The 25,680-nt window shown below is 41.4% G+C and carries 23 protein-coding genes; 7 read left to right on the top strand and 16 right to left on the bottom strand.

From position 1 onward, the window contains the following. Position 1 precedes the first annotated feature (1 nt). From FTT71_RS00145 to FTT71_RS00170, 6 genes are all read right to left on the bottom strand, one after another. Positions 2 to 649, bottom strand: a complete 648-nt coding sequence (locus tag FTT71_RS00145; protein ID WP_004976814.1) for a MotA/TolQ/ExbB proton channel family protein — start codon at positions 647 to 649, stop codon at positions 2 to 4. 31 nt (positions 650 to 680) lie between these two features. Further along, positions 681 to 1,568: a ParB/RepB/Spo0J family partition protein gene (locus FTT71_RS00150; protein ID WP_131261484.1), complete on the bottom strand. Its 888-nt coding sequence runs from the start codon at positions 1,566 to 1,568 to the stop codon at positions 681 to 683. Continuing rightward, the gene (locus FTT71_RS00155) at positions 1,565 to 2,347 is read right to left on the bottom strand and encodes a ParA family protein (RefSeq protein ID WP_096901175.1); all 783 of its coding nucleotides are present in this window, start codon (positions 2,345 to 2,347) and stop codon (positions 1,565 to 1,567) included. Before FTT71_RS00155 ends, FTT71_RS00150 begins: the two co-directional genes overlap by 4 nt. 22 nt (positions 2,348 to 2,369) lie before the next feature. Beyond that, the gene (gene rsmG / locus FTT71_RS00160; RefSeq protein WP_131261485.1) at positions 2,370 to 3,002 is read right to left on the bottom strand and encodes a 16S rRNA (guanine(527)-N(7))-methyltransferase RsmG; all 633 of its coding nucleotides are present in this window, start codon (positions 3,000 to 3,002) and stop codon (positions 2,370 to 2,372) included. Positions 3,003 to 3,086: 84 nt separating this feature from the next. Beyond that, positions 3,087 to 3,776 carry an N-acetylmuramate alpha-1-phosphate uridylyltransferase MurU gene (gene murU, locus FTT71_RS00165; protein WP_131261486.1) on the bottom strand — a complete coding sequence of 230 codons (690 nt, stop codon included), beginning with the start codon at positions 3,774 to 3,776 and terminating at the stop codon, positions 3,087 to 3,089. Next, positions 3,777 to 4,790: an aminoglycoside phosphotransferase family protein gene (locus tag FTT71_RS00170; protein WP_131261487.1), complete on the bottom strand. Its 1,014-nt coding sequence runs from the start codon at positions 4,788 to 4,790 to the stop codon at positions 3,777 to 3,779. It lies immediately after the preceding gene. 120 nt (positions 4,791 to 4,910) lie between these two features. Here FTT71_RS00170 and FTT71_RS00175 point away from each other — a divergent pair, with 120 nt between their 5' ends. Both FTT71_RS00175 and FTT71_RS00180 read left to right on the top strand, forming a co-directional pair. Further along, the gene (locus tag FTT71_RS00175; RefSeq protein ID WP_180160624.1) at positions 4,911 to 7,364 is read left to right on the top strand and encodes an LPS-assembly protein LptD; all 2,454 of its coding nucleotides are present in this window, start codon (positions 4,911 to 4,913) and stop codon (positions 7,362 to 7,364) included. Continuing rightward, a complete protein-coding gene (locus tag FTT71_RS00180) occupies positions 7,364 to 8,665 on the top strand; it encodes a peptidylprolyl isomerase (protein WP_180160625.1) in 1,302 nt (433 codons plus the stop codon). Before FTT71_RS00175 ends, FTT71_RS00180 begins: the two co-directional genes overlap by 1 nt. 169 nt (positions 8,666 to 8,834) lie before the next feature. On the opposite strand, the gene hfq is transcribed toward FTT71_RS00180, so the two are convergent. From hfq to tsaE, 4 genes are all read right to left on the bottom strand, one after another. Continuing rightward, complete coding sequence (gene hfq / locus FTT71_RS00185; protein ID WP_104851882.1) at positions 8,835 to 9,356, bottom strand: RNA chaperone Hfq; 522 nt, start codon at positions 9,354 to 9,356, stop codon at positions 8,835 to 8,837. A gap of 92 nt (positions 9,357 to 9,448) precedes the next feature. Further along, a complete protein-coding gene (gene miaA, locus FTT71_RS00190) occupies positions 9,449 to 10,393 on the bottom strand; it encodes a tRNA (adenosine(37)-N6)-dimethylallyltransferase MiaA (RefSeq protein ID WP_167845959.1) in 945 nt (314 codons plus the stop codon). Between the two features lie 6 nt (positions 10,394 to 10,399). Then, positions 10,400 to 12,382 carry a DNA mismatch repair endonuclease MutL gene (gene mutL, locus FTT71_RS00195; RefSeq protein WP_154320806.1) on the bottom strand — a complete coding sequence of 661 codons (1,983 nt, stop codon included), beginning with the start codon at positions 12,380 to 12,382 and terminating at the stop codon, positions 10,400 to 10,402. Continuing rightward, positions 12,375 to 12,851 (bottom strand): tRNA (adenosine(37)-N6)-threonylcarbamoyltransferase complex ATPase subunit type 1 TsaE, encoded by a 477-nt coding sequence (tsaE, locus tag FTT71_RS00200; RefSeq protein ID WP_096901184.1) that lies wholly within the window; start codon positions 12,849 to 12,851, stop codon positions 12,375 to 12,377. The genes mutL and tsaE overlap by 8 nt, the downstream gene beginning before the upstream one ends. 216 nt (positions 12,852 to 13,067) lie before the next feature. Between tsaE and FTT71_RS00205 the strand changes: the two genes are divergently transcribed. The 3 genes from FTT71_RS00205 to FTT71_RS00215 all read left to right on the top strand — a co-directional run bounded on the left by FTT71_RS00205 (position 13,068) and on the right by FTT71_RS00215 (position 14,986). Beyond that, complete coding sequence (locus tag FTT71_RS00205; protein WP_154320807.1) at positions 13,068 to 13,982, top strand: pseudouridine synthase; 915 nt, start codon at positions 13,068 to 13,070, stop codon at positions 13,980 to 13,982. 110 nt (positions 13,983 to 14,092) lie between these two features. Next, complete coding sequence (locus FTT71_RS00210; protein WP_004976848.1) at positions 14,093 to 14,449, top strand: type II toxin-antitoxin system RelB/DinJ family antitoxin; 357 nt, start codon at positions 14,093 to 14,095, stop codon at positions 14,447 to 14,449. A gap of 93 nt (positions 14,450 to 14,542) precedes the next feature. Further along, positions 14,543 to 14,986, top strand: a complete 444-nt coding sequence (locus FTT71_RS00215) for a GNAT family N-acetyltransferase (RefSeq protein ID WP_004976850.1) — start codon at positions 14,543 to 14,545, stop codon at positions 14,984 to 14,986. Between the two features lie 101 nt (positions 14,987 to 15,087). Here FTT71_RS00215 and FTT71_RS00220 read toward each other — a convergent pair whose 3' ends face one another. Then, the gene (locus FTT71_RS00220) at positions 15,088 to 15,810 is read right to left on the bottom strand and encodes a pseudouridine synthase (RefSeq protein ID WP_131261624.1); all 723 of its coding nucleotides are present in this window, start codon (positions 15,808 to 15,810) and stop codon (positions 15,088 to 15,090) included. A gap of 159 nt (positions 15,811 to 15,969) precedes the next feature. On the opposite strand from FTT71_RS00220, the gene FTT71_RS00225 reads away from it, so the two are divergent. After that, entirely contained in the window at positions 15,970 to 16,425 is a 456-nt protein-coding gene (locus FTT71_RS00225; protein WP_004976854.1) for a DUF441 domain-containing protein, read from the top strand. An 85-nt stretch (positions 16,426 to 16,510) separates the two neighbouring features. Here the strand turns inward: FTT71_RS00225 and FTT71_RS00230 are convergent, their stop codons facing one another. The 5 genes from FTT71_RS00230 to FTT71_RS00250 form a co-directional block, all read right to left on the bottom strand. Further along, positions 16,511 to 17,686 carry a CynX/NimT family MFS transporter gene (locus tag FTT71_RS00230; protein ID WP_154320808.1) on the bottom strand — a complete coding sequence of 392 codons (1,176 nt, stop codon included), beginning with the start codon at positions 17,684 to 17,686 and terminating at the stop codon, positions 16,511 to 16,513. Positions 17,687 to 17,816: 130 nt separating this feature from the next. Then, complete coding sequence (locus FTT71_RS00235) at positions 17,817 to 18,737, bottom strand: LysR family transcriptional regulator (protein ID WP_131261626.1); 921 nt, start codon at positions 18,735 to 18,737, stop codon at positions 17,817 to 17,819. Between the two features lie 283 nt (positions 18,738 to 19,020). Then, on the bottom strand, positions 19,021 to 20,004 hold the full coding sequence (locus FTT71_RS00240; RefSeq protein WP_096901190.1) for an ion transporter: 984 nt from the start codon (positions 20,002 to 20,004) through the stop codon (positions 19,021 to 19,023). A gap of 140 nt (positions 20,005 to 20,144) precedes the next feature. Next, positions 20,145 to 21,857, bottom strand: a complete 1,713-nt coding sequence (locus FTT71_RS00245) for an AAA family ATPase (protein WP_180160626.1) — start codon at positions 21,855 to 21,857, stop codon at positions 20,145 to 20,147. Between the two features lie 89 nt (positions 21,858 to 21,946). Then, the gene (locus tag FTT71_RS00250) at positions 21,947 to 23,950 is read right to left on the bottom strand and encodes a hypothetical protein (protein WP_180160627.1); all 2,004 of its coding nucleotides are present in this window, start codon (positions 23,948 to 23,950) and stop codon (positions 21,947 to 21,949) included. Positions 23,951 to 24,406: 456 nt separating this feature from the next. On the opposite strand from FTT71_RS00250, the gene FTT71_RS00255 reads away from it, so the two are divergent. Next, entirely contained in the window at positions 24,407 to 25,579 is a 1,173-nt protein-coding gene (locus tag FTT71_RS00255) for an iron-containing alcohol dehydrogenase (protein ID WP_004976867.1), read from the top strand. The last annotated feature ends 101 nt before the right edge of the window (positions 25,580 to 25,680 follow it).

Consider the following 25,680-nt stretch of genomic DNA (forward strand, 5'->3'; position numbering starts at 1 on the left):
CTTAGCTTACTTTTTTCACATCTTGCACATCCGCATCAAGCTGATGAGGTTGACTCTGATGAAATAATCCTGCGTGAAACAAAGTCGCTTGCTGCTCTAACTCAGCAGTATATTCTTGCACCAAACGCTGAAAATAACGATAGGCAAATAAGGCTGGAATTGCAATTAACATACCTGCAGCAGTGGTAATTAAGGCTTTAGAAATCCCTGGAATCATTAAGGTTGGATTACTTGCACCCACATCAATCACTAAAAATGATTCAATAATCCCAAGCACTGTACCCAATAAACCCAATAATGGCGCAACTGCACTGAGCGTACCCAAGAAGTTGATATTTTTTTCTAAATAACCAATTTCTTGTGAAGCTGTCGCTTCCATTTGTGCACGCGCATAGTGTTCTGATTGTTGTTTGTTACGCGCACCCGCCTCAAAAATACGGCCTAATGTACTGTTTTTTAAGTTGGCACTTTGATTCAGTTGTTGCAACACAGTCGCTAAACTTTGCCCGCGGTTGAGCAACAACGCATTGGGCAAAATACCTGCTCTCTTTAAACGCATAAAACGCTCAATGGTAATTGCAACGGTAAATACCGAGCACAATACCAACGGCAGCATCAGCCAGCCACCTGCTTTTACCAATTCCCACATTCGCTTTTCCCCAATAAAATACGAATTAAAATTAATCGGACAGGCAAATATTTAAAATACCATCCAGCTCTTCCAGAGAGTGATAACTGATGGTCAATTTGCCCTTACCTTGCTTGTTATAATCAATTTTAACATCTGCACTAAAACGCTCAGAAAGACGTTGCGTGAGTTGTTGAATATCAGGCGCAATAGCCGTTTTCGGCTTTTCTTGTTTTGGCGCATTAAAGTCACGTACCAACTGTTCGGTTTGACGTACCGATAAATTCTTTTCAATTACATGCTGCGCGACTTTGAGCTGATCTTTAGCTTTCAAAGTTAAAATAGCACGTGCATGACCCATATCTAGCAAGCCTTGCTGCATCAACTCTTTAACAGGCTCAGCCAAAGTGAGTAAACGCAATAAATTACTGACCGTGGTACGTGCTTTACCTACTGTTTCGGCAATTTCTTGATGACTCAAGCCAAACTCATCGTGAAAGCGTTGCAGCGCCATTGCCTGATCAATCGGATTAAGATCTTGGCGCTGAATGTTTTCAATTAATGCCAAAGCAATCGCGACCTGATCGGTCAAATCACGCACAATTGCTGGAATTTCAGTTAAACCAGCCAACTGTGCAGCACGCCAGCGACGTTCACCTGCAATAATTTCATAAGGATGTAGTTCGTCATCAATAGGACGAATCACAATTGGCTGCATTACACCATGTTTTTCAATAGATGCCGCCAGTTCCTGCAAATCTTGTTCTTGAATAAAACGACGCGGTTGATATTCACCACGTTTTAATAAATTGACATCAATTTGTTTGAGCTGACCATGATCTAAAGATTGCACTTCAAGTTGTAATTTTTCTTTCTGGATTGACCCCAATAAGGCATCCAAACCACGACCTTTGGCTAATCCGCGTTTTTTTGTGGTCATGCTTTACTTCCTTTTTTCACTTTGCTTTTTTTCAACATTTCAGCTGCTAAATTCAGGTAGGCAACTGCACCCTTCGAGCTTTTTTCAAAATAAATGACGGGTAAACCGTGTGCAGGTGCTTCTGCCAAGCGTACATTACGCGGAATCACGGTATCGTATAATTTTTTACCAAAATAGTGCGATAATTCTTCAGACACGTCACGGGTTAAGGCATTGCGCGCATCATACATGGTGCGTAATACACCAATAATTTCTAAATCAGGATTGAGTGCTTGTTGAATACGGTCAATGGTTTGCGTCAGGTCAGCCAAACCTTCAAGTGCATAATATTCGCACTGCATTGGAATGATTACACTTTGCACTGCTGCTAAAGCGTTTACTGTAATTAAGCTTAAACTTGGTGCACAGTCGACAATAATATAATCAAAGTCTTTGGCAACTTCTTGCAAGGCATTGCGCAAAATAAACTCACGCCCCTCTTGCTCAGCAATCACCAATTCAACCCCAGCCAAATCACGATTGGCACCCAAAACTTTATAACCAACTTCTGCCTTGCTAATTGCAGTTTCAATCGGCACTTCGCCCAACAATACATCGGTCACTGAATACAGCAAATCATTTTTTTGAATGCCTGAACCCATGGTGGCATTGCCTTGTGAGTCCATATCGACCAATAAAATGCGCTTTTTCAAAACAGCCAAAGATGCTGCCAAATTTACTGCGGTTGTGGTTTTTCCGACACCACCTTTTTGGTTCGCAATCGCAATAATTTGTGCCATGATCACCCCAGTCCTTTGAAAATTAGATACGTTTTAATAAAAGTAAATGACGTTGTTCGTCTAAGCGCGGAACTTTAAGCTCGATAATTTCACAGCTGAATTCATCTTTCAATGCCTCTACTTCATCGGCAGGAATCAAACCTTTCATAGATGCAATAATACTTTGCTCATGCATAAATGGTTTTGACGCGGCTACAAAGTCAGTTAAAGATGCAAAAGCACGACTGGTAATTACATCAAACTGACCTAACTCGCGGATGCTGTCTTCATTTTCAACACGGGTCTGAACTGCCACGACGTTTTTCAGTTTTAAATCGGCAATAAACTGTTTTAAGAAACGAATCTTTTTACCATTCGAGTCCAATAACACGCAATCGCGCTCAGGCTGACACAAGGCAATAATCATGCCCGGCATACCACCGCCAGTACCAATATCCAGTAAACGACCTGCAGGCAAATCTTTGAGGATGCTCAGACTATCTAGCAAATGCTTCACTAGCATTTCTTTCGGGTCACGAATTGCAGTGAGGTTGTACGCTTTGTTCCATAGCACCAAAGCATCTTGGTATTTGAGTAATAAATTTAAAGCCTCATCACTGAGCTCTAAACCTAAAGCCTGACTACCTTGCTTGAGTTCCTGAAAAAACGAATGCATCACAATTCACATCTCGAAAAAGTTAATGGAAGTATACCGATTTATAGTTGCAGTCATAGGGGCGAATGCTTAGTGAATATGCACTTAAGCGTACACACCCTGCTGAATTTGTTGATCTAGCGTATTTAATCGTTCAGGAGTGCCAACATCCACCCAAACACCCTGCAATTTCTGTGCAGAAATTTTTTCTTGCTGCATGGCTTGTTTGAGCAATGGCGCAAGCGGACGTTTGCCCGATTCCAAACCGTTAAACATTTGCGGATGCATCACCGCCACGCCACTATAAGTCAGATTTTCACCTGAGCGTGCTTGCTCAAAAGTATAGGCTTTGTTTGCAGCCAAAGTGAAATCACCTTGCGGATGCTGCACAGGGTTTTCCACCAAAACCAAATGTGCCAAGTCGTCTTGAAGCTGCACATTTAATAGTGGCGCAAAATCCATGGTGGTCCAAACATCGCCATTCACCAATATAAAAGGTTCATTGCCCAATAATGGCAACGCATTGATGATGCCACCTGCAGTTTCTAAGCCTTCGCCTTCATGCGACCACAAAATTTTCACACCAAATTGCGAACCATCACCCAAAGCATCTGCAAGTTTTTCACCCAACCATGCCGTATTGATGACAATTTCCTGCACACCCATCTTTTGTAATTTTTCGATGTGCCACACAATTAAAGGCTTACCACCGACTTCCAATAATGGCTTAGGTGTATGCAACGTTAAAGGACGCATACGATTACCCATGCCTGCAGCAAGAATCATGGCTTTCATTTAGGCAACCACCTCATACTGACCATATTTGGCTGTAAATTTTGGCATTACTGTCGTGTGAATAAAGTGCATAAATGGTTGTAATTCTGGATAAGGTTTACTTTCTTCAAGTAAATACCACATTACGCGCGGTAAATCCTTGAGATAACCCGATTTACCATCACGCTCAAATAAACGCACAAAAATACCTAAAATTTTGATATGACGCTGAATCGCCATCATATCGGCATCTTTTTTAAATTGTTCAAAATCACGGTCTTGCTTAGATGCTGCCGGCAACAAGTCATAAAACATTTTAAACCAGCGATACACACGCTCAGCATTCCACTGTACATAAGCATCACGCGTAATTGAAATCAGGTCATAGGTGTCTGCACCAATCACTGCATCCTGAAAATCGATTACACCTAGCTCGGTATCATCATTAATTTTCATTAAGTTACGACTATGAAAATCGCGATGCACAATCACTTGTGGCTGAGCCAAAGCGGCATTGGCCAAAATTGCAAATGTACGTTTAATTAATGCACTTTCTTCAGCCGTTGGCTGAATCTGTAAGGCAGGCAATAACCAATCGGTGAGTAACTCCATTTCACTGATGAGTTTGTCATAGGAATATTCAGGGAAATGTGCCGTACCATCAATATCTTGTAATTGAATTAACTGCTTAAAACACTGCGCATAGTAGTCATCTACAGTCTGATCATTCAGCAAGGTAGATAATAAGACATCACCAAAATCTTCAAGCAACAAAAAGCCTTGTGTCAGGTCTTTGGCTACAATTTTTGGCACGCGCACGCCATGGGCAGCAAAAAATTCATCAATCGTCACAAAAGGACCACAATCTTCTTTTTCTGGTGGTGCATCCATGAGCATAAATGTTTTATTATTCAACTTGATTCGTGCGTAACGACGAAAACTTGCATCGCCTGCTAAAAAATGAGTTTCAAATTGATCTGAACCAAGTACAGATGTTATCCATGTTTGTATCAATTGTTCGCGTTGTGTATTCATTTGCAATAAATTCTAATACAGGCTGAGTTTTTAAAGTGCTAAGTGTAGCTACTTCTGCGCTTTTTCTCTATGATGCGACAATAATTAATTGCGATTAAGCATTCTTGGTTGATGAGATAAATGAAGCATCAGTTTAAATTTAATCCTTTAGCGACTGCGGTCTTAACTCTGTTATGTGGTCACTCTGTTTCCAGCTATGCGCAGACCACAGATCAGACTTCATCTGTCACAAATCTCAATAACCAGCAGCTTAAACACACCATTCAGGAAGCTTATCCTGGGCAGCAGTTCTTTGAGCAATATTATGTTGATAAAGCTGCACCTGAAGCACAACAACAATTTGGGCACACTCAAAGTTCTGCCTATTGTGAAGGTGCATGGCTAACGCCAATCAGCTCAAGCACCGTTGCCGTAGATGCTGCAGAAGCGACCTCTACCGTTACTGCCGATTATGGTCACTATGACCCAAATGGCGATTCCGTCTTGGAAGGCAATGTCCTGATTGACCAGCAAGGCCGTCAAATTCGCGCCGATAAAATTACCATTGATCAAACCCAAACCTTTGCCAAAGCCGAAGGTCGTGTACAAATGGCACAAGCTGGTTTACTTGCGCAAAGTGATGAAATTAACTACAACCTTAAAAATCAGCAAGGCGATTTAAATAACAGTTTTTATATTGCTGAAAAACAGCATGCGCATGGCATGGCAGAAAAAATTGCACGTACCTCAACCAATACCATGGTACTCAATAACGCCACCTACAGCACCTGCCCACCCGAGCAAGCGCCAACCTGGAAAATTCAAGCCAATGAAATTAAGCTGAATCAGGAAACGGGACGCGGTGAAACACGCGGCACCAAATTGTATGTGAAAAATGTACCAGTTTTAGCTGTACCCTACTTCAATTTCCCAATTGATGACCGCCGTACCACAGGTATTTTGACGCCTAGTTTTGGCTTTACCAATGATGGTGGTGTCGAGCTGTCTGTGCCTGTGTATTTAAACCTTGCACCGAATTTTGATGCAACCGTTAGCCCGCGTTATATTGCCGATCGTGGCGCGATGCTAGAAGGTGAATTCCGTTATTTAACTGAAATTTTTGGTTCAGGTAAAATTTGGGGCGGTTATTTAGCATCGGATGCCAAATATGTTGATCAAGACCGTAAAGATCTACATTTTTTACACGGCTGGCAAATTAACGAGCAATTTTCAACCAACCTAGAATATAACTATGCATCGGACAAAGACTACTTTGCCGATTTAAATAACAACCCGAACTCCAAAACCGATCTTAATTTACGTCGTGCTTGGGAACTTAACTATCGCAATGGTATTCCTGGCTTAAAAGCTCAGCTCAAAGTTGAAGATTTCCAAACGCTGGATCAATCTATTGCCTATGAAAAACGCCCTTATGCACGTTTACCACAATTCTTGTTGAATTATAAAACAGGTAATCCTCAAGGTTTCCAAGTCGAGTTTAATAACGACACGGCTTACTTCAAAAAAGACATTGGTGCATTAGATGTAGGCGAACCAAGCGGCACCCGTATTTATAACGACTTTGCAGTGCGTTATAACTACCGCAATCCGTGGTCATTTGTTATTCCAGAAGTGTCTTTACGCAACATTAACACCTTCTATGACAAAGACACTCGAAATGCGTTGAATCAATATAACTCATCTAGTGAAAGTGAATCTGTCACTGTGCCACAATTTACATTGGACACAGGGATTACCTTTGAAAAAAATGGTCGCTTCCTACAAACGATTACGCCACGTGCATTCTATGCCTATGCACCGTATAAAAATCAAAATGATCACCCTAACTTTGATTCTGCAACAGCATCAATCAATTATGATCAATTATTCAGTCCAAACCGTTTCTATGGACATGACCGTTTAGAAGATAATAATTTCTTATCTTTAGGCTTAAGCTATAGCCTGTTTGATGAAATTGGTTTAGAACGCCTTAGAGCAGGAATTGGTCAAAGTTTTTACTTTGAAGATCGTCGTGTCACGTTGGATAATACCGAAGACGAATTTAATACGGAAAACCGTACTGGGCCAATTGTGAGCTTAACCAGTCAGCTAAGTCAAAACCTCAGTGTGGGTGCCAATGCTGCTTGGATGTCTAATGGCGACAATGCTCAGCGTAATGTAAATCTGCTTTACGCTGGCGATCAGGGTAACTTATATAACTTTGGCTATATTAACCGTCGTTATATTCCAAACCGCCAAGACCATTATGATCAAGTGGTTGCATCATTCATTCAACCCATTCACAACAACTGGCGTATTTTAGGTCACGCACAATATGACTTAGATAACAGTGTGGCACGTGAGTATTTACTGGGTGTAAATTACGAATCATGCTGCTGGGGTATTTCAGTCTATGGTCGCTCTTACTATAACGACTTGGACGATGTGACAGATGCAGGTGTTAAACCAAAACGTGCCATTATGGCAGAGCTAAATTTAAAAGGTTTAGGCAGTTTCAATAATAAACTTGCTTCTTTGCTTGAAAACCGTATTTTAGGTTTTAATAAAATTAATCAATCTTGGACACAACGTTAATGAAGACAGTACAGTTAAAACGATTTTTAAAAGCATCTACCTTGGCACTGAGCATGGCTGTTAGCCTGCCTGCATTTGCCGCTGCGAATGATCAAATTGTGGCTGTAGTTGACAATAGTGTCATTTTAAAAAGTGATTTAGCGCAAAGCGTGGTTGAACTTAAGCAACAGCTTGAAATGCAAAAGCGCCCTGTTCCACCTCAACAAATTTTAGAACAACAAGCCTTAGAGCAATTAATTGTACGTCAGGCTCAATTAGAACAAGTAAAACGCTATAACATTAAAGCTGATGAAAAATCCCTGAATGAAGCTGTGTTAAAAGTTGCACAGCAAAATGGCGCAAACAGCCTAGAAACTTTTCAGCAAAAATTAGATAAATCTGCACCAGGCAGTTATGCGTTTTTACGTAACCGTATTGCTGAAGATTTGGCAATGAATCGCTTACGTCAGCAAGTCGTAATGTCACGTATTCAAATTAGCGACCAAGATGTTGATAATTTCCTGAAAACACCACAAGGTCAGGCTGCCTTAGGCAATCAAGTACATATTTTGCATGTGCGTGTTTCTGGAGCAGAAAATGCCGCACAAGTTGCGCAACAAGTCAAAGCTGAATTGGCGCAGAACAATGACATTCAAGCCATTAGTAAAAAATATACAGGCAATGGTGTAACCGTTCAGTCTGCAGACATGGGTTTACGTAACTTGACCGATATTCCCGCGGAACTTGCTGCACGTATTACGCCATTAGATGTGGGGCAAACCAGTGAACTGATTGAAGTCCGTGATGGTATTCATGTCGTAAAATTACTGGAGCGCAAAAGTACTGAGCAACGTGCACTAGTTCCACAATATCAAACTCGACATATCTTGATTCAGCCAAGTGAAGTCGTAAGCCCTGAAAATGCGAAACACATGATTGACAGTATTCACAACCGTTTAAAAGCGGGTGAAGACTTTGCAACCTTAGCAGCGACGTTCTCTAATGACGCTGGCTCTGCACGTGATGGCGGCAGTCTAGGCTGGGTGAATCCTGGCGTGATGGTGCCAGAATTTGAAAATCAAATGAAAAATACTGCAAAAGGTGAAATTAGCGCACCATTCCAAACCCAGTTTGGTTGGCATGTACTGCAAGTGACCGATACACGCCAGCAAGATATGACTCGTGAATACCAAGAACGTATGGCACGTCAAATACTAGGTGAACGCCAGTTTGATACTGAATTGGATAGCTGGTTACGTGAAACACGTAACAATGCTTTTGTAGAAATTAAAGACCCAAGCTTAGACCGCAAGAAAAACTAAGCTTAAGTTTTCTGCTATTTCCAAAATTAAAACCAGTGTAGCAACACTGGTTTTTTATGCTTTTTTACCATATGCACTTCATCTTAGCCACTACCAAAATACGACTTTGATAAAAAAACCATAGACATAAAAAAACCTCTCATTTCGAGAGGTTTTTTAAGAAGATCAATTAACGGTTGTTATCGTCTTCTGAAGATTCTTCAAATTTAGAATCGTTGTCAAAACCGCCAGTTGCTTGACCGCCACCGAAGCCACCTTGACCACCGAAGCCACCTTGACCACCGAAGCCGCCGCCTTGACCACCGAAACCACCGCCTTGACCACCAAAGCCACCTTGACTACCGAAACCGCCACCTTGACCACCAAAGCCACCACCTTGACCACCGAAGCCGCCTTGACCACCAAAGCCACCACCTTGACCACCGAAGCCACCGCCTTGACCGCCAAAGCCAGCGCCTTGACCACCAGCAGGTGCACCAGCAGGACGTGGATTACGTGCAGGAACAACTGTAGAAATTGCATGTTTGTAAACCATTTGGCTTACCGTATTTTTTAATAAAACAACATACTGGTCAAAAGATTCAATATGGCCTTGTAGCTTAATACCGTTCACAAGGAAGATAGAAACAGGAATACGTTCTTTACGGAGAGAATTCAAGAACGGATCTTGTAAAGTTTGACCTTTAGACATGTTATAACTCCAAAAATAATTAAAAATCAGCGCAAAAACTATCTCTATTTTTCAATTAAAAATTATAAAAAAGACAGTAGGTAAATTTTGCTTTATCCGTAACAGTTTCGCAAGTCTTCTTGAGCCTGCTTTATCGTAAAATATGTGTGAAATTTATGCGATTCTTGCAACGATCTGAGCCAAGTATATTGACGTTTCGCGAGTTGTCGTGTCGCGAATAGCGCCTTATCCTCCATTTCCTGCATTTTTTCGCGACTTTCATCACCGTTTTGCAAAAACTCTAAAGCTTGACGATAGCCAACTGAACGCATAGAGGGTAAATTAGCATCTAAATCGTAATTTTCAATAAGATGTCGCACCTCATTCAAAAAACCCATTTCCCACATAATCTCTAAGCGTTTTTGAATACGCTGATGTAATTCTACCCGATCAGGCATCAAGGCGTGGTTATGAAAAGTGTAACGATATGGTACATTTTTGGGTTGTTCCGCCTGAAGCTGGGTAATTGGCGTTCCTGTTAATTTATAAACTTCTAGTGCACGAATAATACGTTGTTTATCTGATACCTTAAATTTTTCACCCGCCAGTGCATCTACTGCACACAACTCTGCATAGACCGCTTCCCAACCTTCGCGTGCAGCTTTATCTTCAATTTCTGCACGGACGTCGTAATTGGCACTGGGTAAATTGGAAGATAGTCCTTCAAGCAAAGCTTTAAAATACAGCATGGTTCCACCCACTAAAATTGGGGTTTTGCCACGCGCGTGCATATCATCAATTAAGGCACAAGCATCTTCCACAAACTGTGCAGCAGAATAAACTTCAAGCGGGCTGATAATATCAATCAAATGATGCGGATAACGCGCCTGTTCCGCTTTAGTTGGTTTGGCTGTACCAATATCCATATCTCGATAAACTAGCGCAGAATCGACTGAAATCAGCTCAAAATGCCCCATTTCATACAGCTCACATGCCAAAGCAGTTTTACCGCTTGCAGTTGGTCCCATTAAATTGATGACCGGCAATTGATTTGACATGTAACGCTACTCTCCTCGAGCAAAAAGTTTATCTAGTTGTGCCAATGGAAAGGCACGCCAAGTCGGGCGACCATGATTACATTGGCTAGCAAATTCGGTTTGTTCCATTTGACGCAATAAGGCATTCATTTCAGAAAGACTTAACATCCGATGTGCACGTACTGCACTATGACATGCCATTCCCGCCAAAATATGATCACGCTTTTGCAGTAACGCCTGCGCTTCATCATTTGGGTCTAAATCATCAAGTAATTCAGGAATTAATTCGGCAAAATCTGCCTTATGCAAAATCGCGGGCACACCGCGCACAATGACCTGTTCATCGCCATATTGGTCTATTTCCAAGCCCAGTCGTGCCAATTGTTCTTTTAAATCATCCACCCGCATGGCTTGCATGCGGCTAATGCTGATAACTTTGGGGATCAGCAATTGCTGCGAAGTCCAAAACTCAGGTTTATCCCAAGCGGCTTTCATCTGTTGCAACACAATTCGTTCATGGGCGGCATGCATATCTACAATAATCAAGCCTTCACTGTTTTGCGCCAGAATGTAAATACCATGCAATTGCGCAATTGCAATGCCGAGCGGATGCTCATCCACCGCAGGTGTTGTGTTTGTTTGCGTAAGATTGGCTGAGTCTTGATCTAGATCACGTAAAGGCGCGAGATAGCTTTTTAAAGCATTGTTGAGCTGTTGCGAACCTTGATAATTACTCTGCACAGGTCGGTTATATTGAACTGTCTGCGGCTGACTCTGATTAAAATCGGTAAGTAACTCACTTCCCGCTTGTGAAGCAGGCTGCATCGTGTACGCATCTACTGCATCGTCAGCGGAATTGTAAGGATTTGCCTCGGCATGTTTGTGCAGTAAAAATTGTTCCTGATAACGCGGTTGCACCACATAAGGCGCAGCTTGTTCGATAGGATCGGCTTTCATGGCTGTAGCTAAATCTGCAGTTGCAGTTTGAAATTGCGCTAAGGTTTCTTTGGCGTAATGTCTTACAAACTCATGAACTTCTCGCTGATTTAAAAAGCGAATTTCATGCTTGGTCGGATGCACATTGACATCAATATTTTCAGGTTCTACTTCTAAAAATAGCAAATATGCAGCATGTTGATGTCCATGCAAAATACCTTCGTATGCCATACGCAAAGCATGGGAGATGGTCTTGTCTTTTACAATACGTCCATTCACATACACATACTGTAAATCGGCTTGTGAACGTGCATCGGAAGGATGCCCCAACCAACCCGATAAGCGCATGGTGACACTATCAGCATCAATCCAATAGGCATTTTCGACAAAGTTTCGTCCTAAAAGTTGCTGCACGCGCTGAAAACGCAATTCGCCACTGTCTGCAATGGGTAAATTCAGTTTAATGCTGTCGTTGTGTTCCAAAACAAAACGAATATCAAAATGTGTCAGCGCCAAACGACGGACAATTTCTTCAATATGTCCAAATTCTGTACCTGCTTTTTTCAGGAACTTACGTCGTGCAGGCACATTAAAAAATAAATCCTGCACCCGAATATGGGTGCCTTTTTGTGCAGCAACGGCCTGAATATCTTGATGGTCAAAGGCAGTGCCATTGACTTCAACCTGATAACCAACACCATCTTCAGTTTGGCTGCTGACCAAAGTCAAACGCGATACTGCTGCAATTGATGCCAGTGCTTCACCACGAAAGCCTAAACTGACAATAGCATGTAAATCATCAGCCGTTTGAATTTTACTGGTCGCGTGACGAGTCACCGCCAAAGGCAAATCTTCAGCATGAATGCCACGACCATTATCAATAATTTCAATGAGTGTACTGCCGCCTTGTGCCACCCGAATAATTAGCTCGGTTGCACCTGCATCAATGGAGTTTTCTAGTAGTTCTTTGACCACAGAGGCAGGACGTTCAATCACCTCACCTGCAGCAATTTGGTTGGCTAAGGCAGGTTCAAGCGTGTGGATCCGACGTAGATTTAACACATCATTAGGCATGATTAAATTGTTGCTCCAAAGCTTGTTGTAATGCAACCGAAGACGAACTTAGCGTTGCAGTACGGCTTAATTCATCTTCCGATTTTTTAATTTCAATGATCAGGTCTGCGGGCGGAATTTCATCGCCACCTTTTGATGGCCATTCAAATAAAAACAAGGCATTTGGGGTTTCTAAATAATCACGAATGCCCATCAGCTCTAATTCATAAGGATCATTTAAACGATATAAATCAAAATGAAAAATATCTTGTCCTTGTATTTGATAAGGTTCCACCAAGGTGTAAGTCGGGCTTTTAACCGCGCCCTGATGCCCCAAATGCTGTAGAAAATAACGCGATAAAGTGGTTTTTCCTGCGCCTAAATCACCAATTAAATAAATCACACCCGACCGAAAATGCGTTGCCAAAACCTGCGCCAGATTTTGGGTATCTTGCTCATTATTTAAAGCCAAATTAAATGAATACTGCATAACGCTCACGACATGATTCAAAAGACCAATTATGATAGCATCGCACTGCTTTAAAGCCTATGTACTGATGGATAAAACTGTGTAAATGTGGACAATTTATAACAAGTTTAGACAAGGCAATGAATCAAGATTATTAAGCTTAGCACCCAAACTGCTTAGGCTATTTTCAATATGATGAAAAAGAAACTCTCCCACCTGAATATGAGCAATTTGCAGATGAAGTCGACTCATCCCAACACCTTTGTTCCACCCATGCTAGATGGTGTGAGCGCCAGCAAATTGCATTTACCCAAATTAAGCACACAGCCTGAATCAATTTTTCGTTATTTATGTGCCCAGTTTGCCCATATTTCTGCACAGGAATGGCTGCAACGCTTTGAGGATGGTCTGGTTTATGATGCCGAAGGCAAGCGTTTAGATTTAGATACACCTTATAGCGCACATCAGGATATTTTTTATTATCGTTTTTTAGCGCATGAAGTTGCCGTGCCTTTTCAGCATCAAGTTTTATTTGAAAATGAACACTTATTGGTTGTAGATAAACCACATTTTTTGACCATGAGCCCTACAGGGCAATATGTACAAGAAACCCTATTAGTACGCTTAAAAAAACAAACACAGAATGAGCAGCTCACACCTATTCATCGTTTAGACCGCGAAACTGCGGGTGTGGTGCTGTTTTCCAAACAACCAGAAACTCGGGCGGTGTATCAGCAATTATTTGCAGAACGTCAGGTGCAAAAAACCTACCATGCCATTGCGCCTTATCAAGCTAATTTGTCACTACCATGTACTGTGCAATTACGCATGGAAAAAGGTGAACCTTTTTATTTGATGCACGTCGTGGCAGGCACACCTAACAGCGAAACAGAAATTCGTTTGCTTGAACATAATCAAACATGGGCAAAATATGAATTAAAGCCTACAACAGGCAAGCAGCACCAACTGCGTGTGCATTTAAATAGCTTAGGTATTGCGATTAAGAACGACCCGTTTTATCCCATTTTACAGCACAAACAAGCAGATGATTTTTCTGCACCGCTACAATTGCTTGCCAAGCATTTAAGTTTTTTTGACCCGATTAGCCAGCAACAATTCCACTTTAGCGCACAGCAAGAATTGACATTGTAATATGTTTGTCATTACAAAATAGTGGATTTTCGTTGTAGTCATATTGAAATTACAAATGAATTGTTTACAATATTGCTAAAATTTAAATCTACTTCCTTCTATTAAAAATTATGAGAAAAACTGAAGTCTATCAAGTACGCTTGGACTCTCAAGAGAAAAAACAAGCCTTTGCTGTGTTTAAACAGTTGGGGATTACGCCTGCGCAAGCGGTACGTTTGTTTTTTAAGCAAGTCGTGCTGACTAAATCAATTCCCTTTTCAATTGAAAATCAGAATATTAATCTGGAACAATTGATTAAGTTACGCAAATTAAAACAAGAGCAAAAAGCAACGCTAGTGGATGCAACCCCAAGCAATGAAGCATCTGTAACTGGCAATAATAGTGTTGAAGATTTTGAACTGGATGATGAACATCTAGACTTGTTTGATGAACTCAATGCAATTTTGGGTGAAACTGACAAAAATTAACAGTGTTGCATTTTTAAACAATTCTTTAAAAATTTACTTTAAAAACTTAGCTATGCTTCATGCAAGGACAATAAAAAAGCATGGAGTATCGTAATGATTGTAAGACGTGCCACTTTAGAAGACTTAGACCAGCTTGCTGTATTGTTCGATGAGTATCGTCAGTTTTATGGTGCATCCTCGAATTTAAGCCTTTCAGCAGCATTCTTAAAACAGCGTTTTGAAAATCAGGAAAGTGTGATTTTCATTCATATCAAAGATCAAAAAATCACTGGATTTGTATTACTTTATTTAGGCTTTTCTTCGGTTGCCTGCTCGACCTACTATATTTTAGATGACGTTTATGTCACCCCTGTTTTTAGACGACAAGGTTCGGCCAAACAGCTCATTGATACTGCAATTTTATTTGCACGACATGAAAATGCGCTACGGATTAGCCTTGAAACACAGAAAAGTAATTACCAATCCCACCAATTGTATGAAAAGATGGGTTTTGTCAAAGATGATGAATTTCAAACCTATCACTGCTTTTTAAAATAGTCATCTGATCTGACGATTGCAGAGTTAGACAATGGATTTAAATTTAACCTAGCCCAAGCCATTGCTCATAAGCTATTGATGAAAGCTCAGCTAAACTCATGTTATTCCATACGGCTTTTTGCCAACTCGACATGTTCAGGGCTTAAATACATCCATTCACCCACATCTAAAGCCAAATCAGTCAAGTTTAATGCACCAACTTGCTGACGATGTAATTGTTCTACTTTATTGCCCACTGCTGCCAGCATACGTTTAACTTGGTGATAAACACCTTGATGAATGGTCATCTGCAATTCATGTTCAGCAAGCTGTTGTACCTCTGTTGCAGCAAATGTCCCTGATTCATTGCGCAATGCGACACCCTGCTCAAGTTGCTGGATTTGTGTTGCATTAATCGGGTCTGCGGTGTGCATAGCATACACTTTTGCCACATGCTTTTTAGGATGGGTCAATGCTTGTAAAAACTGTCCATCATCCGTCAGCAATAACAGCCCTGTGGTGTCCTGATCTAAGCGTCCAACACACTGCAAACCACGATTCAGCAATACATCATCAAACAAGTCAAACACACTAAAATGATGGGTCGCCTGATGCGAACACTCATAGCCTTGTGGTTTATGTAAGGCGATATAGACCTTTTCACGATATTGATAATTTTCCCCATACACCGAAAATTGCAAAACCGTTTCAGGCGCAATTTTTATCGCGAATTTAGGATTGGTTTGGGTTTCGCCCATAATGGTGACTGCACCATTTTTAATGAGTTGTTGGCAATGTTTACGTGATCCAAAGCCTTGTGATTGCAACATTTTTTCCAACAACATGATGAGCGACCTAATGATAAAAAGTATAAATATATTTGCTGCTATTCTAAACCAAATACACCGTAAATTCTGAACACATTGCGTACCTTGCCCGCTTGTAGTTCAAAACAGTTACAATAACTGCACTTTTCCAATTTATTTCCCCTTTTATGGATCACCATGCTCTCTCAATTAGACCTTAACCTGATGGTGCTGATCGTTCTACTCGCATGCGGTATTTTTAGCCAAAATACGGCTGTGACCATTGCCGCAGCAGTACTGATTGTTTTTAGAATTACGCCGCTAAGTGAATTTTTCCCACTATTGCAGCAGCATGGCTTAAATCTGGGCATTATCATTCTCACCATTGGCGTACTGACACCCATTGCCAGTGGCAAACTTCCAGGCGAAGCAATTCTAAAATCTTTCCTGAGTTGGAAATCTTTACTTGCGATTGCAATTGGTGTTTTTGTGGCATGGTTAGGCGGGCGTGGTGTCAAGCTCATGACCAATCAGCCTGATGTGGTCGCAGGCTTATTGATTGGTACAGTCGCAGGTGTTGCTGTGCTACGTGGCGTGCCTGTGGGACCACTGATTGCAGCAGGAATTCTCACCTTGTTTATTGGCTATTCTTAACATAGATTTAGGGACGCTTGGTTTAGATGGTTTTGCTTGAATTCATCGTCTTGTATCAACCAATTTCAATAAAAACCATCCAAATCTAAGCCACTTTGCGAAACAAGATAGATGTTAATATCATTCCCATTGCAGATAAAACGGCCATTAAAATACCAACCCAAAGCCATGTTCCTGTGGCAGATACGATAGCTGCGACCACAGGCGGCAATAAAAATTGTGAAATTGCCGAGCACTGCAACACCAAACCTACGGTGGTACTAATCGCAATCGGTTGTGGTGCAAAATTAAGTACTTGCGCAAATACCACAGCTGCGACTAAACCACCAAATAAAGAGAAATGGATGACCAATAAAAACTGCACAATGAATGGTAAAACATCACGCAAAATATAAAAACTCAGTGCGCATAGCATCAATACCGCAAAACCCATTTGCATCAACACTTGCGCTCTCAGCCCACGCTGTAATAACAACCCACATACAAATGTACCCACCGCATTTGCCATTGCAACCATAGCTGTGAGCACACCTGCGGTTTGTAAAGATATTTGATATTGCTGATAAATGGTCGGCAAAAAACCCACCAAACTGAACCACTGCCCTGCATAAACACCAAAAACCAAAGCCAATATCCATGCGGGTGGATGGCTCAAAGTGCTTTTAATCAGTTCAAAGATGGCAATGGCTTGCGTGCTGATCTGCACACTTGGTACGGCTTTATAAATGATGATTGCGAGCGCAAAGGATAACAATCCCAAACACATCCACACGCCTTGCCAATCCAAGATGGGCAGTAAAAACGGCGTACTTAGTAAACCAATACCCATCCCACCGCCCATATAGGCACTCCACAGCCCCATTTTGGCAGGCAACTGCTCCACTGCAACCAGTTGACGAATAAATGCAGGGCCGCTGAGTGTAATCAGTAAAAAGCCAAAACCTTCAATTACACGCAGACTTAATAGTGCGGAAAAGCTATGTACAAAACCACCAACAAAACTTGCACCTGCCAATAAAGACAAACCCAAAAGTACACAGCGTTTTAAGCCAATTTTTGCGGTATAACTGCCTAGCAACAACGCCAAAGACATGCCCGCAGCTTGTACCAAAGACAGCAAAAAACCTGCCTGAACCAAACTAATTCCGAGTTCAGCTTGTAGGATGGGTACAGTCGGTGGCAACTTGCCAATATGCATTGCTGCCATAAAACCCGCAGCAACAATCCACAAATCCTTTGTCAGCCAACGTACCGAACTCACTGCGCTCTCCCTTAATTTTCGCAAGGCAAGCTTAGCAAGAACATCTCACTGTTTTTAGTGGAGATTTAGATGAGCTTAGTGTTTTTAGCGATAAATTAGCATTCTCTTTACGATGCTGATCGTACGATTTTTAACTTGAATAATACTGCGTGCGTTTTTGGGAAAATTTCTCTAATTGCTTCAAAAAGCCTTCAAAATAGCACTTTTCTTTTTCTTCGCTACGATAACCCGCATACAAGGTACGGCGTAATCCTCCCGCAGCAACGCAGTCTAAACGACGTGAAGTTACCCAGCCTTTTTGCTCATATTCATTCACCACCCAATCTGGCAATGCGCCAATCCCTCGCCCACTCGCCACCAGTTGAATCAACATTTGGGTTAAATCTGTAGTACGAATAGCTTTTGGCTGAATATTGGCTGGAATGAATAGCTTAGACATAATATCTAAACGGTGTTTATCGACAGGATAGGTAATCAGGGTTTCTTCTGCCAACTCCTGTACGGTAATGCGCTCGGCACGTACTAAAGGATGAGTATTTGACAACACCAAACGCGATTCATATTCAAAAATTGGAAAATATTCGATACCTTTTAAGGCAATCGGGTCTGCGGTAATCAATAAATCAAATTCTGCGTTTTGCAATAATTCATGCGGATTGGCTTCAAAACCTGAAGCAAAATCTAAATCTACATCAGGGTATTGCTGACGATATTGATTCAGCAGCGGCATCAACCAGTCAAAGCAACTATGACATTCCGAAGAAAAAATAATTCGCCCCGTTTGACCATGCACAATGCGGGTAATATCAGTTTGGGTGATTTGAATTTGTGGCAGGACATCATCCGCCAGTTTCAATAAACGCTGTCCGACATTGGAAAATGTCACAGGGCGACTACGACGGTTCACCACTTCTACGCCATACCAATGATCTAGTTCTTTGAGTTGATGAGAAATGGCAGATGGCGTCAGACATAAATCATTGGCGGCAGCAACCAAAGAACCATGTTCACGCAGGGCTGATAGCGTTTTTAAGTGGCGAATTTCAAGCATTGCTTGTTCCTAGTTTTTCAAGTTATTGACTGCATGTTTAGACCTAGGTCGCATTTTTATTTTGCAAAATAAGAAACAAAGCCAAACATGATTCAATTTAATAATGAATTAATTTAATCTTAGCATGTAAATAATGAGTTTTCTTCATCTTAGTTTTTATTCGATGATATTTACTACGAAATCAATACAATTCCATAAAAATAATATGGCTTTCAGCAAGCATGTTTTAGGCTTCCAACGTGCAGAGCCAAACTAGAATTGAAATTCTTAACCCAAGCCTCGCTTACTCCGACAACTTCTCTCCACAATGTGGGCAGTATTTATAAGGCTCCTGTTCTAAACGCAGCTCTTCTTCACGACGCTCACGAATTAACTGCAATAAAATATCTTGGGTTTGCTCAGTGGTTAAACCGACTTGTTTGCGTAAATCTTCAATTTTTTCTTGATCATTTAACAGATCAATCTCACTATTTTGCAATAGCTCTCTAAATTTCAACCCTAAATGCTGCTTACGTTGTTCAAGTTCGTTGGCTAAACCTGTGGCTAAAATACCTGCAGGCAATGCTGCCAAGCCGACACCCAATACCGTAATTAACGCACCTAAAATTCTGCCCCAAGGGGTAATTGGTGTGACATCGCCATAACCGACTGTGGTTAAAGTCACCACTGCCCACCACATCGAAGCGGGAATTGAGCTAAAGGCTTCAGGCTGTGCCTTGCTTTCCACCACATACACACCTGCGGCAGACATCACAATCATAATAGAGAGAATAAAAATGACTGCCTGAAATGATCCTTTTTCCCGTTCGATCACTCTTAATAAAATTTGCAATGATACAAAGTAACGTGTCAGTTTTAACAAACGCAGCAAACGTAAAATTCTTAGGAACCGTAAATCTAGATGCACAAAGAAGTTAATATAAGCAGGTAGAATCGCCAACAAATCTATAATTGCCCCACCGCTGGTAAGCCATTTTACACGCTGTTTCCACGGCGAAATAAACGGGTCTTTTTCGGCAATACTCCAAATCCGCAGCAAATATTCAAGCGTAAACACTGCGATGGAAAAGTTTTCAAAATGGTCAAAAAATACCTGATAGGCAAGATAGACATCATTCACCGACTCTAAAATAACCGCACTGGCATTGCCTAAAATCAGTAAAATTAAAAAATAGTTAATGCAACGACTAAACCATGTTTCATAGTCATCGTCGTGTAAGTTGTTATAGACAAATTTTCGAAATGTGTACCACGGTGTAAATGCCATACCGAATATTATATTTTAAGGCTTACAGTGATGGCAGTTTAACCGAAGTTTTTCTCAAAACGATAGTATTTTATGTGACGTTAAGCGGGCATTTTTAATGCAGAATTGCAGTATAAGTCATCATTATCCAAATGACTAAACTACTGAATAAACAGCAATGCTAAACGCACCTGATCATAGCCCATGCGTGGACTAGTCGCTTCAACAATCGGGCGCAGTTTAATTGCGCCATCATCGCTGAAGTGCTCTGCATTTTGACGCTTCATTAATCGCTTATAAATTTTACGGACCTCTTCCACCACTTCTTCACCTGGATGTGCCACTGAAATATCCAGATTTTGTTCTTTTTGCAAACGTGCCAAATGGTTGATAATAGTTGCAGGAGTTAAACCTCGCTCTACTGCAATATCCTGAATATCATAACCTTCTTCAAATAAAGCGCGGGTTTCATCTAACGTGGCAGTCGCATAATTGGTTTTTTCACCTTTGGCAATTTTCTTTTCATTGCGCAAAATTTCGGTTTCGTTCAACGTGCCACCACAGTGACGAATAAATGCATTATGTTGTGGTGTTAAATCCATCAGCTCATAGTGCGTTTCAGCTTCTTCAGACAATTCCTGAAAACGGCGGTCAGCCTTAATCGCTAAACTGTCGAGTTCCAAAGCTTGGCTATTAAATCCCAATAAACGCAAACCGCTTAACGATTTTAATCGTGACAACGCCACATAACCCTGCCCTTTTTCAAAAGTATGGCTAAGATTGATTTCTGCCGCTTCTAAGGTCATACCTTGTGATTTGTGGATGGTAATTGCCCATGCCAAACGCAGCGGAATTTGCTGGAAACTGGCAATGGTTTTGCCTGCATCATTATCCACCGACCAAGTTTCAGGCTCGACCAGTAATACTGTGCCATCGGTCAATTTTACTTTAGGCAAAATACCGTGATCGTCATCTTCTTCAAAGCCAATCACTTCGCCCAAACTGCCGTTGATATAGCCCATATCGAAGTTGTTTTTAACAAACATCACTTTGGCATGTTTTTTTAGATTTAAAATTTCAGGCGCACGTACGGATGATTTCAGCGTTTCAATCAACTTTTCATTGCCATCACACACGGCATCAAACTGCTTGCTCTCAGTTTCAATTTCATTCAGATGCTTAAAGTTGATATTGTCCACGTCCATATTGTGCGTATATAAACGTGTGAAAGTGTCGCCAATATCTTGATGGCGGGTGTGCTCCAAAGCCTGAATATGTTGATGATCAATACTTTGTGCACGAATTGCATTGAGAATGTCATTTAAATAATCGTCGCCCTGACGGTGCTGCTCAGTTAAATAACAGACTCGAAATTTAGCTTCGACCCACGCCTCTGACATAAAACAGAACTTGTCACGATTGCGCTCATCGTTTTTTCCTACAGGCGGTAACTGGAAAAAATCTCCTGCAACAATCACCTGAATGCCGCCAAAGGCTTCATCACTGTCTTTAAAATATTTTAAAACCTGATTGACTAAATTCAGTTGCTTGGCATGCAACATCGAAATTTCATCAATAATCAACACTTGCGCATTTTCTAAATGTTCTTTGAGATATTTGCGCTCTTTCATATTTTTTAGGTCGGCATCGGACAAAAAGTCTTTAATACCAATACCTGCCCACGTGTGAATGGTCATGCCATTCATATGCGTTGCAGCAATACCTGTAGATGCTGTAATGGCTACAGGTACTTTTCGTGCTTTTAAATAATTGATGTATTGATTCAGGGTATAGGTTTTACCCGCACCAGCAGAGCCTGTTAAAAAGACATTTTCGCCTGCTTTTAAAAGTTTAAGTGCAGTTTCCTGTTTCATAAGACCTATACCATTGCTGAACGGCTATAGCCTAACGAGTTTTTGCCTAAAAGTTAAGGCTCAAGTCTGCGAATACGACAACTGTTGTCTTATGCTTTAGCTTGCAATTGTGGATTCAGCCATGCAATAAACTGCTCTGCAATGGTCACCAGTAACTGTTCCGCTTTTTGATTATTCGGATATTCCAACTGATCAAATTCAAGTTGCCCCTGCCGAAAATGACAGCCCAGAGTCAATTGCTGCGCATAATGTGGCGATGCCATGTGAAAAGCCACATATTGCCCTTCACTCATTAGCTTGGCATAGCTAAGTGCCAAACAGTGTTTAAAGTTTTGTGATTCTTCAATAATACGGTCTAAATGAATCATTTCCTCAAAGCACCAGCCTGAAAATTTTAGCGTTGGCATAGGGCTTTTGGCCTGCCATGCACTGCACTGAATTTCCTTTTTTAATTTGGCCATCAGTTCTGCTTTGTAGACCTGTTGATGCCAACGCACCGCCTGATGAAATACCCCCAACCAACTCAGACTCTTAGGAATATGTGTATGCGCTGCAAAATATTCCAGTAAATAGTCACGTACATAACTGTCAAACACTGAAACTCGCGTATGCTGCGCCCGTAAATAAAAACGCTGCCTAAAATCATCGGGTTGAAGCTGATAACGCTGCAATACCGTATAAAAGTCACGCTGCTGCTGACTCTCGGGCTGAATATAATCCAACAAAGCGGGTGGTAAATCCTGTGTGATTTGCTGTAAATACAACATATAACTTTGCATGACACGACTCAAACGTCTAAATACATGTTTCACCAAATACTCATCTTGCTGCGCCACTGTTTTTAGCAAACTCATCCATTCATCCAAATACAAAATGGAAGGACTAATCGCAACGCGTGGATCATCTACAGATTGTTTTTCACCATGTGGCATTAGGCTGACATTATGTGCATGCGCAAACCACGCCTGCTGTGTCGCATACACATTACAGCTTTGAATAAACATACGCGCCGCAGAATATTGAAAATATTGCAAAGTTGCCAAAATAATCCGTGGATGTGCCTGACTACAATCGACAAAACTGAGCGCTGTCACTGCGACCCGCACACTGGTGTGCTGCATATTTAAACTGAGCCAATCCAACACTTGTGCAGACTGTTTAAACAGCCAGTTCACCGCTCGTGGATAATCAAATAACGGCAGTTTGGCAACCTTCTTTTGCCAAATTAAAGGACAGGATTTTAAGAAATGCGGTTTTGCCAATGCATCGGAACGCTGCCACACTTCTCGGTGCATTAAACGGGCAAAACCCAGTAAATGACCATGTTCTTCGGCATGCCGATACAACAACTGAATATCATCCTGATGGTCAATTAAATCTTGTAAATTAAAACGCTCAGGAAAGGACACCGCCAAAATACGATACATGGCTTTAGGCAAAAACTGTGCTGCACTAAAACAAAAATCATCATAACTGTGCATTAAGGCTTGCACAGGCAAAAAGGTATCACCCTCAATAAATTCTAAAGCACACAATGCAGATAAAGCAGTCAAAGTTTCCTCTGGAATGACCGCACCATGCTGTACAGCACCTGTAAAAACAGCGTGTTGGGCATAATCAGACTGAATCAAGGCTTGATCTAAAATCTGAGCCTGTACACCATCTAAATGCAGCAGCAACTGTTGAACACGTGCAGCACCATCCACCCACATATAGGCTTGCTGCATAATCAGATGTCGTAATTGCTGCGCCTGATTACGCAAAAATAAGGAGTGTTGTGGCTTTAAATCGCCCGTGTGAAACTGTAAATCATGCAGAAAAAAATCTTCAAACGCTTCTTGATGCAGCCCCGCAAACTCAAACTGCGTCTGAATTAAACTAGGGTTAGATTTAGGCGGATAAAATTCAAGGCTAAATAGACCGTTTAGCAATTCAACCCGATGCTGCAAAGGATCGATCCGAAACAAATTTTGTGCTGTAAAATGTCCAACCAAATCCATTTGATCTTGATAGATTTCTGCGGCCACACTGGAAATACGAACCAATTGCTGTGCAACGGCATGCAACTGGCTATGCTGGCAAATTGGCTGCATATACGCTCCTCATGCTTAAGTGCGGTCTATCTAAGTGTCATCTTATTTTTATTTGATTGCACCGACTAGACCCATCACGTGATACATCCCTATTTTTTGTTTTTTATTTCCATCTGCAAAAAGTGGACAATTCTTCAATCGAGCTTAAGCCACTTATTAATTGAATTACACCTGAAATTTATGTGAACGGTATCTACACCTTAAAATTAGAGATACAAAAACACTATAAACAAGATTTAAGCCCTTGCCTATAGCCTGCGCACAACTTCAGAAAAAATAAAAACCCATTAAAAAACAAATAAATTTCAATTGATTAGTTTGCATTATTTACTCAGAAAATAGGGTTGGTGTTTGGTAGGTAGGATTTCACCACAAAGCATTGAATACTCAAATCACGGTTCAACACCGCGATAACAACACATTATTCCAATACCCAATGCAAGAAGGAATCTGAGCATGGCTTTTAAAAATATTGCAGATCAAACCAACGGTTTTTATATTCCTTGTGTGTCTCTCTTCGGCCCTGGTTGTGCCAAAGAAATTGGCGTAAGAGCGCAAAATTTAGGTGCTAAAAAAGCCCTGATTGTGACAGATGAAGGACTGTTTAAATTTGGCGTAGCCGATACCATTGCAGGCTATCTCACCGAAGCAGGCGTTGCTAGCCATATCTTTGCAGGTGCTGAGCCAAACCCAACCGACATTAACGTACATAAAGGTGTCGATGCCTACAATGCCAATCAATGCGACTTTATTGTGTCTTTAGGTGGCGGTTCTTCACACGACTGTGCCAAAGGCATTGGCTTAGTTACCGCAGGTGGTGGGCATATTCGTGATTATGAAGGCATTGATAAAAGTACCGTGCCAATGACTCCACTAATTGCCATTAACACCACAGCAGGTACAGCATCGGAAATGACCCGTTTCTGTATCATTACCAATACCGACACGCACGTTAAAATGGCAATTGTCGATTGGCGCTGCACACCACTCATCGCCATTGATGATCCAAAACTCATGATTGCCAAACCTGCAGGTTTAACCGCAGCAACAGGCATGGATGCCTTAACCCATGCTGTAGAAGCCTACGTTTCAACTGCAGCCAATCCTATTACCGATGCCTGCGCTGAAAAAGCTATTCGTATGATTAGCCAGTGGCTTAGCCCTGCCGTGGCAAATGGTGAAAATATTGAAGCACGTGATGCCATGAGCTATGCGCAATATTTGGCTGGTATGGCATTTAATAATGCCTCATTGGGTTATGTGCATGCCATGGCGCATCAACTCGGTGGTTTCTACAACTTGCCGCACGGCGTCTGTAATGCAATTTTACTGCCGCATGTTTGCGAATTTAACCTGATTGCCTGCCCTGAGCGTTATGCAGATATTGCAGAATTGATGGGAGTCAATACTGACGGATTAACCACCACAGAAGCCGCCTATGCCGCAATTGATGCAATTCGTGAATTATCTAGCTCAATTGGTATTCCAACAGGTTTAGCAGAGTTAGGCGTGAAAGAAGATGACTTGGCGATTATGGCTGAAAATGCACAAAAAGATGCCTGCATGCTCACCAACCCACGTAAAGCCAATCATGCACAAGTGGTCGAAATTTTTAAAGCCGCGATGTAATTTGAATCTCCTGCTGAGTGAATCAAGATTTGCTCAGCATCTCCCATCCTTTTTTTCAATTTTCCTCTTTTGCTGTTTTATTTTTATCCTTCCATTTGGCA

The sequence above is a fragment of the Acinetobacter sp. YH01004 genome (assembly GCF_013420455.1).
GTDB classification, from domain to species: domain Bacteria; phylum Pseudomonadota; class Gammaproteobacteria; order Pseudomonadales; family Moraxellaceae; genus Acinetobacter; species Acinetobacter towneri.

Excerpts from the sequence above, each read along its gene's own strand:
- FTT71_RS00145 (WP_004976814.1), bottom strand. The coding sequence starts at position 649 with ATGTGGGAATTGGTAAAAGCAGGTGGCTGGCTGATGCTGCCGTTGGTA.
- FTT71_RS00150 (WP_131261484.1), bottom strand. The coding sequence starts at position 1,568 with ATGACCACAAAAAAACGCGGATTAGCCAAAGGTCGTGGTTTGGATGCC.
- FTT71_RS00155 (WP_096901175.1), bottom strand. The coding sequence starts at position 2,347 with ATGGCACAAATTATTGCGATTGCGAACCAAAAAGGTGGTGTCGGAAAA.
- rsmG (WP_131261485.1), bottom strand. The coding sequence starts at position 3,002 with ATGCATTCGTTTTTTCAGGAACTCAAGCAAGGTAGTCAGGCTTTAGGT.
- murU (WP_131261486.1), bottom strand. The coding sequence starts at position 3,776 with ATGAAAGCCATGATTCTTGCTGCAGGCATGGGTAATCGTATGCGTCCT.
- FTT71_RS00170 (WP_131261487.1), bottom strand. The coding sequence starts at position 4,790 with ATGAATACACAACGCGAACAATTGATACAAACATGGATAACATCTGTA.
- FTT71_RS00175 (WP_180160624.1), top strand. The coding sequence starts at position 4,911 with ATGAAGCATCAGTTTAAATTTAATCCTTTAGCGACTGCGGTCTTAACT.
- FTT71_RS00180 (WP_180160625.1), top strand. The coding sequence starts at position 7,364 with ATGAAGACAGTACAGTTAAAACGATTTTTAAAAGCATCTACCTTGGCA.
- hfq (WP_104851882.1), bottom strand. The coding sequence starts at position 9,356 with ATGTCTAAAGGTCAAACTTTACAAGATCCGTTCTTGAATTCTCTCCGT.
- miaA (WP_167845959.1), bottom strand. The coding sequence starts at position 10,393 with ATGTCAAATCAATTGCCGGTCATCAATTTAATGGGACCAACTGCAAGC.
- mutL (WP_154320806.1), bottom strand. The coding sequence starts at position 12,382 with ATGCCTAATGATGTGTTAAATCTACGTCGGATCCACACGCTTGAACCT.
- tsaE (WP_096901184.1), bottom strand. The coding sequence starts at position 12,851 with ATGCAGTATTCATTTAATTTGGCTTTAAATAATGAGCAAGATACCCAA.
- FTT71_RS00205 (WP_154320807.1), top strand. The coding sequence starts at position 13,068 with ATGAAGTCGACTCATCCCAACACCTTTGTTCCACCCATGCTAGATGGT.
- FTT71_RS00210 (WP_004976848.1), top strand. The coding sequence starts at position 14,093 with ATGAGAAAAACTGAAGTCTATCAAGTACGCTTGGACTCTCAAGAGAAA.
- FTT71_RS00215 (WP_004976850.1), top strand. The coding sequence starts at position 14,543 with ATGATTGTAAGACGTGCCACTTTAGAAGACTTAGACCAGCTTGCTGTA.
- FTT71_RS00220 (WP_131261624.1), bottom strand. The coding sequence starts at position 15,810 with ATGTTGTTGGAAAAAATGTTGCAATCACAAGGCTTTGGATCACGTAAA.
- FTT71_RS00225 (WP_004976854.1), top strand. The coding sequence starts at position 15,970 with ATGCTCTCTCAATTAGACCTTAACCTGATGGTGCTGATCGTTCTACTC.
- FTT71_RS00235 (WP_131261626.1), bottom strand. The coding sequence starts at position 18,737 with ATGCTTGAAATTCGCCACTTAAAAACGCTATCAGCCCTGCGTGAACAT.
- FTT71_RS00240 (WP_096901190.1), bottom strand. The coding sequence starts at position 20,004 with ATGGCATTTACACCGTGGTACACATTTCGAAAATTTGTCTATAACAAC.
- FTT71_RS00245 (WP_180160626.1), bottom strand. The coding sequence starts at position 21,857 with ATGAAACAGGAAACTGCACTTAAACTTTTAAAAGCAGGCGAAAATGTC.
- FTT71_RS00250 (WP_180160627.1), bottom strand. The coding sequence starts at position 23,950 with ATGCAGCCAATTTGCCAGCATAGCCAGTTGCATGCCGTTGCACAGCAA.
- FTT71_RS00255 (WP_004976867.1), top strand. The coding sequence starts at position 24,407 with ATGGCTTTTAAAAATATTGCAGATCAAACCAACGGTTTTTATATTCCT.